The following is a 14330-nucleotide window of genomic DNA, read 5'->3' as shown; positions in this document are numbered from 1 at the left end:
TAGTAAAGCACACATGAAAAAGCCATCTCAGCAATGAGATGGCCCAAAGTATTGTGGAAAATAGTAATACAGTTATTTTGAAATGGGTGTGGCGCTTTAAATGTGATGGATTGCCGTTCCAGACTACCTACTTTTCTGTTAGCAAGCGATGAGCTGTGACGTAAAGCATAAATTTTCCGTTTGGAAGGTTTATGCTTTATTTCATTTTAGGAAGTTTTATGGTTGATTAGATGTAAAGTAACAGGGGCAATGCAATTTTTAAATTAATACGTTTATCGTACCAGGAGGTGCTGATCGTTTATATGCGTTGTTTACATTCTACTTTACAATCGCAATTTCCCTTCTTTGTAAAATTTTAGAAACTACCCTTAGAGGTCATTTTCATAACACTCAGCACATTCATCTGACTGATTTTCGAAATCTAATTAATTGACCTGCTCTTTAATAATCATTGATGGCAAATAATAAAGAATCAAGCTCTCTCTTAGAACGACGTGTTATTGATTCTCCTCTTATATTTACTGTTAATTTATCATGTTTGATTACATCAGGCTGTATAAATTCTTTTGTAGAAATACCCATTATCTTTTCTAATTGTTCAATACGTTCAGGCTTAAGAGTACCTTCACTATTCAACATCGATCCAACAAGTGATTTACTAATTTCTAATTAGTCAGATAACCCTTGATAATTTTTTCTTTCTCCGTCTAGCCAATTTTTTACCTTTTTAATTAATTGTCGTTTCATAACCGCCTACCTCCTTTGGCCACATTTATTGTAAATTTCTTTGTCAAAGATGTATTGGTAACTTCCAATTGTTCTCTGACGATTTCCTGCAATCCTTATATACTGAAATAATATTAAAGCTTTCTCTCTTCGTCTTTTGTCTGATCTCAATGCCCCACCGCAATGTTCTTGCCTTTTCTTCTGTCGAGAAAATTCCCCATCAAATAATCAATTCCTCCTTATTACCTTACCTCCTTTTAATTTCATTAAATCTTAAGAAATCTCCTAAGTTTTTATTAATAATTATTATTTATAATCAGTACTATCTTGATGAAAGAGAGATAAGATGCAGGAAAAACCGTTACTAAGAACACTGTTTTTTTACAGATAACTGAATAATGCTTGTGAAATAGACTACGATCTATCTGATGATATTGAAATCATAAAACAAGGAGGAAATAAAAATGAAACCTAATATAGCAGTGATTTTCGGAGGTAATTCCTCGGAGTATCCCGTATCGTTACAGTGTGCTTTTTCGATTTTAGAAAACTTAGATGCAAGGAAATATACAATTATTCCAATTGGTATTACAAGACAAGGTGACTGGTATCGTTATGACGGAAAATTCGATAATATTTTGAACGACTCGTGGATTATTGACACCGATAACCTTACCCCTATTATCATTTCTCAAAATTGCTCAGTGGGTGGTATTGTCGCACTTTCCGAGGAAGGTATCAATGTTACTAAACTTGATTTTGTTCTTCCTCTATTGCATGGAAAAAATGGTGAAGATGGTACAGTTCAGGGGTTGTTTGAATTAGCGGGAATACAGATTATTGGTTGTGATACCCTTTCTTCGGCTTTGTGTATGGATAAGGATAGAGCACATAAACTTGTTCAAGCCGCAGGTATTGCCGCACCAAAAGCAATAACACTGCGAAAGTCCAAAATGCAGGAAGCTCTTAGCTTGTCAAAAGATTTAGCGTATCCGTTGTTTATAAAGCCCGTTCGAGCAGGCTCATCGTTTGGAATTTCAAAGATTTACGAACAATCCGAATTGCAGGCAGCGGTTGATTTGGCGTTTGAACACGATTGTGAAGTTATTATCGAGGAAGCTGTTGAAGGATTTGAAGTTGGATGTGCAGTTTTGGGAATAGATGACTTGCTTGTAGGCAGAGTAGACGAAATTGAACTATCAAACGGTTTCTTTGACTACACAGAGAAATATAGCCTAAAAACCTCAAAAATTCATATGCCAGCACGAATTGATGAAATTTGCGAAAAGAGAATACAAGAAACTGCAAAAACTATCTATCAAATACTTGGCTGTTCAGGTTTTGCAAGAGTTGATATGTTCTTGACGCCATCAGGAGAGATAGTATTTAACGAGGTCAATACGATTCCTGGCTTCACATCTCATAGTCGTTATCCCAATATGATGAAAGGTATCGGTCTGTCCTATTCAGAAATTTTGGACAAGCTGATTGGTTTATACACAGTAAAATGAAAACTATCATTCTAAGCAAATCTCAGATTTATACAGGAGACCTAATCCTTGTGAATGCCCATTATCCCGTTCACTCTCATAGCATAGAAGGATTTTCAATCGTTGATGCAAAGTATCCTGATGTGCGTATGAAGCGTAATGCTGTAAATGCATTACAGTGCATTTTTGACAAAATCGGCTGTACAGATCAAATTGTTGCAGTTAGTGGACACCGATCGCTAGCTGAACAAGTAGAAATATATAATGGCTCAATGCGTGACAATGGTCGAAGCTTTACTGAAAAGTATGTTGCTTTGCCTAACCACAGTGAGCATCATACAGGGCTTGCAATTGACTTGGGATTAAAACAAGAGGTTATAGATTTCATTCGACCAGAGTTTCCGTATGATGGTATCTGCAATAAATTTCGCAAAACAGCACCTTATTACGGCTTTGTTGAGCGTTATCAATCAGACAAAGAAGATATAACAGGTATTGCTCACGAACCATGGCATTTCCGCTATGTTGGGCACCCTCATTCAGAAGTGATGGATAAAGAACATCTGTCATTTGAGGAGTACATTGAATATATTAGGAACTTCACTTATAACAAAGAACATCTTCGTATATCGGGAAATGCCGGAAAAGAAATTGAAATATTCTTTGTTCCTTGTCATACAGAAAGAGTGGAAATAACTATACCTGAGCATTCAATTTATCAAGTATCTGGCAATAATGTAGACGGTTTTATTGTGACGATTTTGAGATGAAAAAATGAATAGGAATAGAATGTATGCAGGCATCGACTATTTTAGATTTACTGCCGCATTCCTGGTTATTGCAGCCGATACATCTCCGCTATCATCATACAGCGAAGCTCTATAAAGAATATTTATCTGATAATAAGTTTAGGATACAAAGTGGATTAAACCATAAGATTTCCGAAAATAAAAATATAAATCATAATGCTTCCGAAAGTTTAAATTCTAGTTGAATTTGGAATTTCAGAAGCATTATTTTTTGAACCTTTATGATTTATTTAGATGTTTTAAATGATTTGGGATCGGATTATCACGAAAAGCCCTGTAGTATTACTGGTTGGAAACTATATCGTTTATTGTATGGAAATTATATGATTTTCGTCATATGAGCTCTTTCTACACAAATTAGAGCACTTGCTAGAAAACACACGCTAAGAGCTTTACTTTATTTTCAACACTTTGAATCACTTCAGTAATGAGATGGTTCAAAGCCTTTACGTTTATCAAATTTTCGCGCAATGAAAACTAGCCCATAAACAAGTGGTGTTGCTACAATGGACGCCAAGAATTTAAATATATACTGTGTAATAAATAATGTCAGCAACACTTTCATTGGCATTATTCCATAAAAGGCTATCGAAATAAATAATGCCGTATCGATGAGTTGACTTAACATCGTTGACGCATTGTTGCGAAGCCAAAGCTTACCGTTTCCATGCTTTTCTTTAAACTTACTAAATATGACTACATCCAAATTAACACTGACCGTATACGCTACAAGACTCGCAATAATGACACGCATACTGCCACCAAGAATTGTCTCAAACTCCTGCTGATAACCAAAGGCTTCTGCAGGTGGTAGTGCAATGGCAATAGCAATAAAGCATGCCGCAAACACTTGTGCCATAAGGCCTGTTCTTACCGTGCGACCGCCCGCTTCCTTGCCATATACCTCACAAATTACATCAATAAGAGGATACGTGAAAATAATTAAAATCGCCGCTGCCGGAAGCATTATCCATTCGCCTATACTAAACACTTTTACAGCTAAAATATTTGCTAAAATTAAAAAGCCAACAAACAATCCATTTAAATAGTAAAGCATCAGCGATTATCCACCTTTTCAGGATACATATCGTGGTTCATCAAACGATGCTCTGCCATTTTTTCATATTTTGTGCCTGGGCGACCATAGTTACACCATGGATCAATAGACAGGCCACCGCGTGGCGTAAACTTGCCCCATACTTCAATATATCGTGGCTCGATCAGCTTAATTAAATCATTCATGATGATGTTAACACAATCCTCATGGAAGTCCCCATGATTACGGAAGCTAAATAAATAGAGCTTTAATGATTTACTCTCTACTAGCTTTTTATCTGGAATAAAAGATATATACATTGTCGCAAAGTCGGGCTGCCCAGTCATTGGACATAGACTCGTGAACTCCGGGCAATTAAATTTTACGAAAAAATCATTTTTCGTATGCAAATTATCGACTGCTTCGAGTATTTCCGGTGAGTATTCAAATAAATACTTTGTGTTTTGATTGCCAAGGAGTGTTAAATCCTGTAAGCCTTGTTCTTCATTTCTTCCTGCCATAAAAATGCCTCCTCAAATTGTGAGAAGTCCATTATGCGTGAATCCTAATAAAAAAAAATCGCCATATCCGCATTTGGATATGGCGTAAATGACGTCATCCATAGTTTTTTATAGAGGGTATGCGCTATGAACCTCTTTCTTATTCGCTAGTAATATTAACTTAATGAATGCATTCAGTCAACTAATTTTTTCAACTTGAGGGGATTTGACACTTTAATTTAGTAAAAATACCAAGCCCCCATTAAAGGTCTTGGCATTTTTTATTATCCCTGTTCATCCTCTTGCATTGTATAGTCAATGGAATTGGCAATGTCAACTAAAACTTCAGGTGTTACCTTATTTGAAACCCTTTTATCAATCCACAGCATATATTGCCAATCTTCTCTTTCAAAAGAAAGTACATTGAAACCTGAAATTTCCATATAAATTGCAGTCGTTCCGTTTTTCAACTTGAAATCCTTTACTATATTTTCCTTTTTAGTTGGTAAATTAAACTCATTAGGTCGAACAGTAATTTTATAATGATGCTCAGGAAGTTGATGGTTAATAAATGTCACTTCAAAAAAATCATTCATATCTCCTTCAAGATCATTAAATCGACCAAAATGATGTGTAAAACTAATAGAAGGTACTCGAAGTGGTAGCTTTAGCCCTTGATGAAAGTGCCGTTCAAAATCGGAGGCAGCTGCTTCAACCGTTTTATAGCCTATCTCAGGATAAATTTCTTCATAAGGACTGAGCGAATCATTTATATAGGCATCACTTGGTTGAGAAAATAATAAATAACAGGAACTTAAGCAGAGAGAAAAAATTCTGTCCATTTTATCACCTCAGTATCACTTTCAGTATTAATACTTTAAGTGTAGTTTTTCCCAACTCAATGAATTTATGTGTCAAGTTGTATTCCGTTCACAGTTATTTATTCTTTTTTTTCGCAAATATTCTCCACTAACGCACGATTTATATAAAGAAAAAAGCAATTGTTTGCGTTAGTAAATTCGAACAATTGCCTTTTAAGTCTAAAAGAGTATATGTGCAACTAATGCTGCGATTGGTAGTGAAATAATCGTACGTATTAAGAAAATAACAACTAGATCTAAAAATTTAAGCGGAATCTTTGTACCTAAAATAAGTCCACCGACTTCAGACATATAAATAAGCTGTGTCACAGAAACGACAGCAATTACAAATCGTGTAGTTTCAGCTTCAATTCCTGCTCCTAAAATTGAAGGTAGGAACATGTCAGCAAAGCCAACAACCATTGTTTGTGCTGCCTCCGCTGCCTCTGGTAAACCAAGCACTGTTAAAATAGGTTCAAACGGCTTTCCTAAAATTGCAAAAACATTAGTGAATTCAGCAAGCATTAAAGCAACCGTACCAAATGCCATAACAACCGGTGCTACTCCAACCCATAAATCCAAGACATTTCTAAATCCATCTTTTAAAAATTGACGTGGATCACGATTTGCATGCGCAACGGTTAATGCATTTTCTAAGCCATGTGACACAGAATTATAACCTTCTGGTAATTCCTCACGTGATAAATCTACTGGTGTACCGTCGATATAAGTATCTTCTTTGTTAGAAAGAGGAAAAATCCGTGGCATAACTATCGCTAAAACAAGACCACAAAGAACTACTGTTAAGTAATAGGGAATAAAATAGCGTGACAAATGCACTGTATCTAATACTACGATACAAAACGTGATGGATACTACAGAGAAGCTCGTTGCAATAATGGCAGACTCTTTTTTCGTGTAGTTCCCCATTTCATATTGCTTACTCGTCATAAGAACACCAATTGTTCCATCCCCAACCCACGATGTAAGTGCATCAACCGATGAACGACCAGGGCTTTTAAAGAGAGGACGCATGATTTTTACCATCATCGTTCCGAAAAATTCAAGCAAGCCGAAGTTTGTTAAAAATGGTAGTAGTAGGCCTGCAAATAAGAAAATCGTAAATAAAAATGTTACTAAACCACCGTCTGGATCCATCAATAATCCACCAGTATTTTCATTATTAATCGCCGATGGTCCAAAATCAAAGACAACCATTGAGGCAAATACTAAACCAATGACTCTTATAATTGTCCAGAACCAATTTACATAAAATAATGTATCTAAAATACTAGGCTCTTTTGAATTATTTCGCGGAAATAATTTGGCAATGAGTGAACCAATTGCCGAAATCGCAAACATAATTATAGTAAAATAACCAATAACCGGAGCAACAAAACCTGCTAGTAAATTTGCTAAAATAGCAATTGGAACTTTCCATCCATCTTCCGTTAAGACTGGTGTCATAAATAATAGAACACCAATAAGAGACGGAATTATGAAGAAAAAGTATGTAGAAGTAGGGTATTTTTTCATAATTTAAAGCCTCATTTCTCTAGGTTTTTTCGAAGTTTAATACATCAAGCTTGTTAGTTATGTCCTTTTAAACCGCCAAGAAATGTATATATGAACTTAATCAGTGGGAATTTCTTTATTCCCCACTAATCATTAGTATTTACCGTTCAGGCATTTACGAGCCGAGGTGGGAGTCTTGTACCCGACGCTTCGCTTTCGATACAGATAAATTACTGTCCGTTAATGCGAGATAAAGAACGTACGGATAAAATAAAAAAACATCCCTCTAAAAAGTAACAAAGGAATGCCCAAACACTACTTTTTTTTATTATTAACATCCGCACTGCAAAATTTCTATTCATAAAGTCATAGCTATAAAAATATCATAAACCAACAATACAACGGTTAATTCTACAGCAAAATGCATTTTTATTCAATCCCAAAAAATTGTTAATGTTATATTTCTCTTCTAATTATCCACACTTCTTCTATGTATCATTACCTTTCAACAAAACTTAATTTTACATTATCTAAAAGAAGATCAATTTTACCTCGGCATAATTCCATCCTGCGGCAACGACTGAGTTCCTCTTTTTCAGCGAGTGTTTGGACACCCACTGAAAAGTAATTAAATTCGCATTCATCTCACTACCTATAGAGGTGGGAAACCTCCGTAACTGACGCTCCGCTTTCGCTACCAAGACATTTGTAGCTGACACTTTGCTTTCGCTACACAAAACATTTGTAACTGACGCTTTGCTTTCGCTACCAAGACATTTGCTAATAGAAGTTATCGTTTGGTGAAACTCTCCATTAATCATACCTATTTTGATTGCCTAAGAGATTTAACCAGCTCTTAATAGGCATACAAATAGACCACACTGTCTTTCATCTCATATGTTAACTATGAACCACAACTTATCAAAACAGGAGGTTTTACCATGCATAGACGTATGCATCATCATCACCATCATCACCACGAAGGTCCACATTGTTGTCCGCCACAAATGTGCCCAACTCAATTTGAACAACCACATTTTTGTCCACCAGAGGAATATGTACGCACTAATTACATCCATACGGTCGTACCTCATGTACAACCAGCACATATTACAACAGTTAACAAACATATAATTGATCATCAATATCACTTCCCTTGCACTGAGTGTGTAGTGGAGGAATGTTGCGAAACTCATACACTTTGCGAGATGCCACCTGAGCCTTGCCATATGCCACATCATCATATGGGACATCATCATATGGGTCATCATCATATGGGTCATCATCACATGGGACACCATCACACGGGACACCATCACCACCATATGGATCATCATATGTGCCATCATATGGATCATCATATGGGCCATCACATGGGTCATCATCATATGGGCTATTAATAGAAGAAAGCGATGGGGCTTGTTTTCCCTATCGCTTTCTTACTATTAGTGTAGATTAGAATTTCGTCATTAGTACATTCTTGAATTGATACAAAGTTATGGATTTATTTCCCCCTGCTATACATTGCTCCTACACATACGCCGCCAAGTATCACCTGTTGAGCAGGACGTCCCTTCATATCATAGCCGGCTAAATGCACACTATCCTCATGACTATTCGGTAAATCAATTGTCATAAATTGAGCAATAATTTTCACGGTTTTATTGACATTATGTCTTGTAGCAAATCGGTCCCTACATACTATTACCGCTGCTGCACCACATGTCGGTGGACAGGCCTTAAATTGTGTCTTATCATGACCTATTCTAATTGAAGCTTATTTGAGAATAGAGAATAAGGGTTGTTTATAGCATACTGTCTCGGCCATTTGGTGATAGGTGCACAAAAAAACGTTGGAGCCTCACAGCTCCAACGCTTTTAATTAGTACATTTTTAAATATTGATCGCGTTCCCATTGGTGTACTGTTGTACGATACATGTCAAACTCGATTTCTTTTGCTTCTTTAAAGTTTGCATAGATATGCTCGCCTAAAGCTGCTTGAGCTACTTTATCTTGTGCAAGTAACGCTAAAGCATCGTCAAGTGCTGGTGGTAAGTTTGCAATACCATTCGCTTTACGCTCTTCATCAGACATCACGTAGATGTTACGGTTAATAGCAGCTGGTGGTGTTAAGTTACTGCGAATACCTTCTAGACCAGCTTCTAAAATAACAGCCATTGCTAAATATGGGTTAGCAGATGGGTCCACAGAACGTACTTCTACACGAGTTGAAAGACCACGTGCTGATGGGATACGGATAAGTGGTGAACGGTTTTGAGCTGACCACGCAACATAACATGGCGCTTCATAACCTGGTACAAGACGTTTATAAGAGTTAACTGTTGGGTTTGTCACAGCTGTGAAGCCTTGAACGTGAGCAAGGACACCTGCCATGAATTGCATTGCTGTTTCAGAAAGACCTAGTTCAGTAGATTCATCGTAGAATGAATTCTCTTTACCTTTAAATAATGAAACGTTGAAGTGCATACCAGAGCCAGCTTCACCGAATAATGGTTTTGGCATAAATGTAGCATGTAAACCGTGTTTACGAGCAATTGTTTTAACAACTAATTTGAACGTTTGGATATTGTCACAAGCTGTAATTGCATCTGCATATTTAAAGTCAATTTCGTGTTGTCCTGGAGCTACCTCATGGTGAGATGCTTCAATTTCGAAGCCCATTTCTTCTAGCTCTAATACGATATCACGACGGCAGTTTTCACCAAGATCAGTTGGTGCTAAGTCGAAATAACCACCGTGGTCATTTACTTCTAGTGTTGGTTCACCTTTTGCATCTAATTTGAATAAGAAGAATTCTGGCTCAGGCCCTAAGTTGAAGCTTGAGAAGCCCATATCTTCCATTTTTTTAAGGATACGTTTTAAGTTGTTACGTGGGTCACCAGCAAACGGCTCGCCTTTAGCAGTGTATACATCACAGATGAAACGTGCTACTTTCCCTTTTTCAGAAGTCCAAGGGAACACTACGAAAGTATCTAGGTCAGGATATAAATACATATCTGATTCTTCGATACGTACGAAGCCTTCAATGGAAGAGCCATCAAACATCATTTTGTTTTCAAGAGCTTTGTCTAATTGGCTTACAGGAATCTCAACATTTTTGATTGTGCCAAGAATATCTGTAAATTGTAGACGTATAAAGTTTACATTTTTTTCTTCGATTAGACGTTTAATGTCCTCTTTTGTGTATTTACCCACAGTTTTCCACACTCCTATAAATTGTCTAGCTTTTTTATCATTACCCTACCCTATTAATAAAGTAATTAATGATGTTGCCTTTTATTAATAGAATCGAGATAAATCCCCACGACGGATGGATGATTTTTGCATGCGCTGCGCTTGAAGCATTTCCTCACGCATGATGCGACGTAATTCTGAGTCACTTAAATTAGGTTCATCTGTTGAAACAGGTTCATTCTTTTTAGAGAACAGCTTTTTAATTTTTGCCATGTTCATGCCCTGTTCCAAGTAATCTTTAATTTCCAGCAGTATATCGACGTCATTTAATGAAAACATTCGTCGGTTGCCTTCTGTTCGGTGCGGCTCAATTAAATGGTGTTCTTCATAATAACGAATCTGACGTGCCGAAAGCTCAGTCAATTGCATTACGATATTCATAGATAACAACGGCATAGTTCGTCTAATTTCACGACTCATTTAAGTCCCCTCCAATACCTGCTAATAATATAACGAAAAATTTATACTGTCAACCATTCATGTAAGGTTTCCTAACATGTAATAAAATAATTTTTTTGAAATGATTAAAAATTGTAAAATACTAAGTTTATTATCTTAAGGTAGGAGTTGATTTCCATTTCAACTTGGGCTTTTCTGAGGGCGTCCGATGTCCAATCAACTTATATACATTGCTACGTTTCAACAAATGATATCTTCAACTTTTCATCCATAAATAAAAAACTATTCAAAATGGACATTTTGAATAGTTTTTTATTTATCTATTTTTGGATTTTTTGAACAGCACTACAAATTGCAAATTTTACGTGCTCATATGTTAACCCACCTTGAATAAATGCTGTAAATGGCGGACGAATAGGACCGTCTGCTGTAAGCTCAATACTGGAACCTTGAATGAATGTTCCAGCTGCCATGATGACATCATCTTCATAGCCAGGCATATACGCCGGCTCTGGTGCATAATGCGCATTAATTGGTGAGTTCGCTTGAATTTCACGGCAAAAAGCAATCATTTGTTCCGCAGTTTGGAAAGAAACCGATTGAATTAAATCCGTACGATTAGCATCATAGCTTGGTGATGTATTCATGCCGATCTCTCCTAGCATAGCCGCCGTGAAGATGGCACCTTTTAATGCTTGAGATACAACATGTGGTGCAAGGAAAAATCCTTGATAGAAATCACCAAGCGTATTTAATGTTGCTCCTGCTTCAGCACCAATACCTGGTGACGTCATACGATAAGCACATTTCTCTACTAAATCTGCACGACCCGCAATATAACCACCAATTTTCGCTAAGCCTCCACCAGGATTTTTAATGAGTGAGCCTGCCATTAAATCAGCCCCAACCTCTGTTGGTTCCTGTGCCTCAACAAATTCACCGTAGCAATTGTCAACGAAAATAACTGCATTTGGCGCTATTTCACGGATTTTTGCACACATGTCTGCAATTTGTGAAATGGTAAAGGATGGGCGTGTTGCATAGCCCTTCGAACGTTGGATAGCAATCATTTTTGTGTTTGGTGTAATTGCAGCTGCAACACCTTCCCAATCTATCTCTTGATTATCGATTAAATCCACATGGCTATAACCGATTTTATAATCTTTTAACGAGCCAGTATCCTTGTCTCCACCATCAACTATTGATTGCAATGTGTCATACGGCTGACCCGAAATATAAAGTAATTCATCACCAGGACGAAGCACTCCGAATAAGCTAAGTGTGATTGCATGTGTACCAGAAATAATTTGCGGACGTACAATAGCAGCCTCCGCTCCAAAGACCTCTGCATACACTCGTTCTAGATTGTCACGCCCCTCATCATCATAGCCATAACCATTAGACGGGTGCAGATGATAATCACTCACTTGATGCTTTCGGAATGCAGCAAGCACTTTTTGTTGATTGAAGAACGCCATGTCTTCTACCTTTGCATGAAAAGGGCGTACCCTTTCTTCTATTTTAGCAGCTAACGCTAGTGTTTCTTCTGATAAATTGGTTGTAAAAGTCATTATGTTATTCTCCATTTCACATTTGTTCAAATCTTATCTTAACAATTTGTGAGCTTACCTGCAAAATTTGCTTTGAAAGCGCGGGTATTCTTCTTGTTTCTAATTTTCATTTGGCGATAAACTAAATAACGAACTTAATCTATTTAATTCTGCTATAATAAGATATTTGATATCTGATAATTCCAAATCGTAAGTCGATGCTTTACTTTGCAAAAACTTCTAGATACAAAAAGGTAACTTTAAAGTTTTCTAGTATGTAATCTACAACAACATGAAATGATTTATTCACAAGGGGTGAAAGGGTTGGCTTGGGAGTTTTTTAGTATCATCGGAACAATTGCCTTCGCTATTTCCGGGGCAATAATTGCAATGGAGGAAGAATACGATTTATTCGGTGTATATATACTCGGTATCGTAACTGCTTTTGGTGGTGGAGCTATACGAAATCTACTGATAGGTTTACCTGTAACAACACTGTGGGGGCAAGACATGATGTTCCAGATTGCCATTGCAGCCATTACAATTTTTTTCATATTTCCACATCGACTCATTCAGCATTGGCATCGCTGGGGCAATTTCACTGATGCTATTGGATTATCGGCATTTGCGATTCAAGGTGCCCTTTATGCTGTGAAGCTCGACATGCCTATTAGTGCCATTGTTGTAGCTGCTGTCTTAACAGGGTCAGGTGGTGGAATTATTCGCGATTTATTAGCTAGACGACAACCATTAGTCCTCCGTGATGAAATCTATGGTGTTTGGGCAGCACTAGCTGGGCTTATCATCGGACTTCAACAATTCTCAGGGGATATCTTTTTATATGTATTATTTGGTGTGATCACAGTACTTAGAATACTTTCATATATGAAGAAATGGCGTTTACCGTTACGGAAGTTGAATCGAGCATAGCTATACTGCTGCATAATAACAAGCCCAAAATCAGATTTGGGCTTGTTTTTTATTCTAATTTATCAAAAACACCGCGCATCCATGGCAGCGACTAAAGTTACTTTTTCAACAGCAACATAGATTCCTCTAATGTAGCCATGTTTTTCATCATAGAGCATGCTGCATCTAAAATAGGAAAGGCTAACGCTGCACCAGAGCCCTCACCTAATCGCATATTCATTTGCAGCATCGGTTCAATTCCGAGCATTTCAGCGGCAATTTTTGCACCTGGTTCTTCAGAGGCATGCGAAGGAATGATATAGTCTTTTACGTTTGGTTCGAGTTCGTATGCAATAAGAGCAGCAATAGTAGAAATAAAGCCATCAATAACAACAGGCTTGCGATGCGCTGCTGCGGCAAGTATCACTCCAGCCATAGCGCCTATTTCTAATCCACCAACTTTTGCAAGAATATCAATAGCATCATGACGATTTGGTTTGTTTAATGCAATAGCATTGTAAATGACTTCTACTTTATGTGCTATCCCCCCTGGCCCAACGCCTGCACCGAAGCCTGTCACTTCATTCGGATGACATTCGCGAAGAACCGATAATATTGCAGCACTCGGTGTTGTATTACCAATGCCCATTTCACCCGTCCCGAGTACATTTATCCCCTTGTTTATTTCTTCCGTAGCTACTTCAATTCCTACTTCAATGGATTGAATGGCTTCTTCCCTTGACATAGCAGGACCTTTCGCCATATTGTCCGTTCCATATTTAATCTTTTTTATGATGACACCAGCATCATGCGGAATATCCTCTTTTACGCCAACGTCTACCGTAACAATTTTTGCATTTGTTATTTTCGCTACGGCACAAACACCCGTCCTTCCTCTTGGAAAATTTAATGTTTGAAAGACCGTCACATTTTGTGGATTAGATGTCACCCCTTCATCACAAACACCATGATCTGCGGCACAGACAATAATCGCTTTTTTATCAATCGCAGGAAATAGTTCTCCTGTAATCCCTGATAATTGTACAGCAAGGGTCTCTAGTCTTCCTAAGCTTCCAGGAGGCTTGCAAAGTGCATCGATGCGTTCTCTTGCCTGCTCCATCATTTTGTGGTCAGCACTTTGAATATTTTGAATCGTCTGTTGTAATAATTGCATGAAAATTTCCCCTTTCTTTTTTGCCCTTGTTACTTGAAGAATGATTTAGAGAAAAAAATAAAAAGCCTGTAGTTTATTCCATAACAAATAAACTACAGACTTTTCC

14 protein-coding genes are annotated in these 14330 nt (G+C 37.3%); 4 read left to right on the top strand and 10 right to left on the bottom strand.

The genetic code is table 11. The features are described from left to right. Positions 1-441 precede the first annotated feature (441 nt). Positions 442-636: a hypothetical protein gene (locus ACZ11_RS27125; RefSeq protein WP_236690920.1), complete on the bottom strand. Its 195-nt coding sequence runs from the start codon at positions 634-636 to the stop codon at positions 442-444. A 554-nt stretch (positions 637-1190) separates the two neighbouring features. On the opposite strand from ACZ11_RS27125, the gene vanG reads away from it, so the two are divergent. Further along, positions 1191-2237, top strand: a complete 1047-nt coding sequence (gene vanG, locus ACZ11_RS21545) for a D-alanine--D-serine ligase VanG (RefSeq protein WP_049668574.1) — start codon at positions 1191-1193, stop codon at positions 2235-2237. Between the two features lie 50 nt (positions 2238-2287). After that, positions 2288-2986, top strand: a complete 699-nt coding sequence (locus ACZ11_RS21540; protein WP_201778554.1) for a D-alanyl-D-alanine carboxypeptidase family protein — start codon at positions 2288-2290, stop codon at positions 2984-2986. A gap of 460 nt (positions 2987-3446) precedes the next feature. On the opposite strand, the gene ACZ11_RS21535 is transcribed toward ACZ11_RS21540, so the two are convergent. From ACZ11_RS21535 to ACZ11_RS21520, 4 genes are all read right to left on the bottom strand, one after another. Beyond that, entirely contained in the window at positions 3447-4082 is a 636-nt protein-coding gene (locus tag ACZ11_RS21535) for a queuosine precursor transporter (RefSeq protein ID WP_049668572.1), read from the bottom strand. Further along, positions 4082-4582, bottom strand: a complete 501-nt coding sequence (gene queF, locus ACZ11_RS21530) for a preQ(1) synthase (RefSeq protein ID WP_049668571.1) — start codon at positions 4580-4582, stop codon at positions 4082-4084. The genes ACZ11_RS21535 and queF overlap by 1 nt, the downstream gene beginning before the upstream one ends. A 263-nt stretch (positions 4583-4845) precedes the next feature. Further along, on the bottom strand, positions 4846-5403 hold the full coding sequence (locus tag ACZ11_RS21525; protein ID WP_049668570.1) for a hypothetical protein: 558 nt from the start codon (positions 5401-5403) through the stop codon (positions 4846-4848). 198 nt (positions 5404-5601) lie between these two features. After that, positions 5602-6957, bottom strand: coding sequence for a YjiH family protein (locus ACZ11_RS21520; RefSeq protein ID WP_049668569.1), 1356 nt, complete (start codon positions 6955-6957; stop codon positions 5602-5604). Positions 6958-7877: 920 nt separating this feature from the next. Here ACZ11_RS21520 and ACZ11_RS27120 point away from each other — a divergent pair. Continuing rightward, positions 7878-8336, top strand: a complete 459-nt coding sequence (locus tag ACZ11_RS27120; protein ID WP_236690919.1) for a hypothetical protein — start codon at positions 7878-7880, stop codon at positions 8334-8336. A 104-nt stretch (positions 8337-8440) separates the two neighbouring features. Here ACZ11_RS27120 and ACZ11_RS26450 read toward each other — a convergent pair whose 3' ends face one another. From ACZ11_RS26450 to ACZ11_RS21495, 4 genes are all read right to left on the bottom strand, one after another. Then, the gene (locus tag ACZ11_RS26450) at positions 8441-8593 is read right to left on the bottom strand and encodes a hypothetical protein (protein ID WP_161804485.1); all 153 of its coding nucleotides are present in this window, start codon (positions 8591-8593) and stop codon (positions 8441-8443) included. Between the two features lie 225 nt (positions 8594-8818). Next, positions 8819-10153 (bottom strand): type I glutamate--ammonia ligase, encoded by a 1335-nt coding sequence (gene glnA / locus ACZ11_RS21505; protein WP_049668566.1) that lies wholly within the window; start codon positions 10151-10153, stop codon positions 8819-8821. Between the two features lie 84 nt (positions 10154-10237). After that, the gene (locus ACZ11_RS21500) at positions 10238-10612 is read right to left on the bottom strand and encodes a MerR family transcriptional regulator (protein WP_049668565.1); all 375 of its coding nucleotides are present in this window, start codon (positions 10610-10612) and stop codon (positions 10238-10240) included. A 299-nt stretch (positions 10613-10911) separates the two neighbouring features. Next, the gene (locus ACZ11_RS21495) at positions 10912-12162 is read right to left on the bottom strand and encodes a methionine gamma-lyase family protein (RefSeq protein WP_049668564.1); all 1251 of its coding nucleotides are present in this window, start codon (positions 12160-12162) and stop codon (positions 10912-10914) included. 303 nt (positions 12163-12465) lie between these two features. On the opposite strand from ACZ11_RS21495, the gene ACZ11_RS21490 reads away from it, so the two are divergent. After that, positions 12466-13071 (top strand): trimeric intracellular cation channel family protein, encoded by a 606-nt coding sequence (locus ACZ11_RS21490; RefSeq protein ID WP_049668563.1) that lies wholly within the window; start codon positions 12466-12468, stop codon positions 13069-13071. A gap of 97 nt (positions 13072-13168) precedes the next feature. Here ACZ11_RS21490 and cobT read toward each other — a convergent pair whose 3' ends face one another. Next, a complete protein-coding gene (gene cobT, locus ACZ11_RS21485; RefSeq protein WP_049668562.1) occupies positions 13169-14224 on the bottom strand; it encodes a nicotinate-nucleotide--dimethylbenzimidazole phosphoribosyltransferase in 1056 nt (351 codons plus the stop codon). Between the last annotated feature and the right edge of the window lie 106 nt (positions 14225-14330).

The sequence above is a fragment of the Lysinibacillus xylanilyticus genome (genome assembly GCF_001183605.1).
GTDB lineage: Bacteria > Bacillota > Bacilli > Bacillales_A > Planococcaceae > Lysinibacillus > Lysinibacillus xylanilyticus.
The sequence above is the reverse complement of the archived record's forward strand: the minus strand, read 5'-3'. Positions and strand labels throughout refer to the sequence as shown.

Excerpts from the sequence above, each read along its gene's own strand:
- ACZ11_RS21525 (WP_049668570.1), bottom strand. The coding sequence starts at position 5,403 with ATGGACAGAATTTTTTCTCTCTGCTTAAGTTCCTGTTATTTATTATTT.
- ACZ11_RS21495 (WP_049668564.1), bottom strand. The coding sequence starts at position 12,162 with ATGACTTTTACAACCAATTTATCAGAAGAAACACTAGCGTTAGCTGCT.
- cobT (WP_049668562.1), bottom strand. The coding sequence starts at position 14,224 with ATGCAATTATTACAACAGACGATTCAAAATATTCAAAGTGCTGACCAC.
- queF (WP_049668571.1), bottom strand. The coding sequence starts at position 4,582 with ATGGCAGGAAGAAATGAAGAACAAGGCTTACAGGATTTAACACTCCTT.
- ACZ11_RS21520 (WP_049668569.1), bottom strand. The coding sequence starts at position 6,957 with ATGAAAAAATACCCTACTTCTACATACTTTTTCTTCATAATTCCGTCT.
- vanG (WP_049668574.1), top strand. The coding sequence starts at position 1,191 with ATGAAACCTAATATAGCAGTGATTTTCGGAGGTAATTCCTCGGAGTAT.
- ACZ11_RS27120 (WP_236690919.1), top strand. The coding sequence starts at position 7,878 with ATGCATAGACGTATGCATCATCATCACCATCATCACCACGAAGGTCCA.
- ACZ11_RS21535 (WP_049668572.1), bottom strand. The coding sequence starts at position 4,082 with ATGCTTTACTATTTAAATGGATTGTTTGTTGGCTTTTTAATTTTAGCA.
- ACZ11_RS21500 (WP_049668565.1), bottom strand. The coding sequence starts at position 10,612 with ATGAGTCGTGAAATTAGACGAACTATGCCGTTGTTATCTATGAATATC.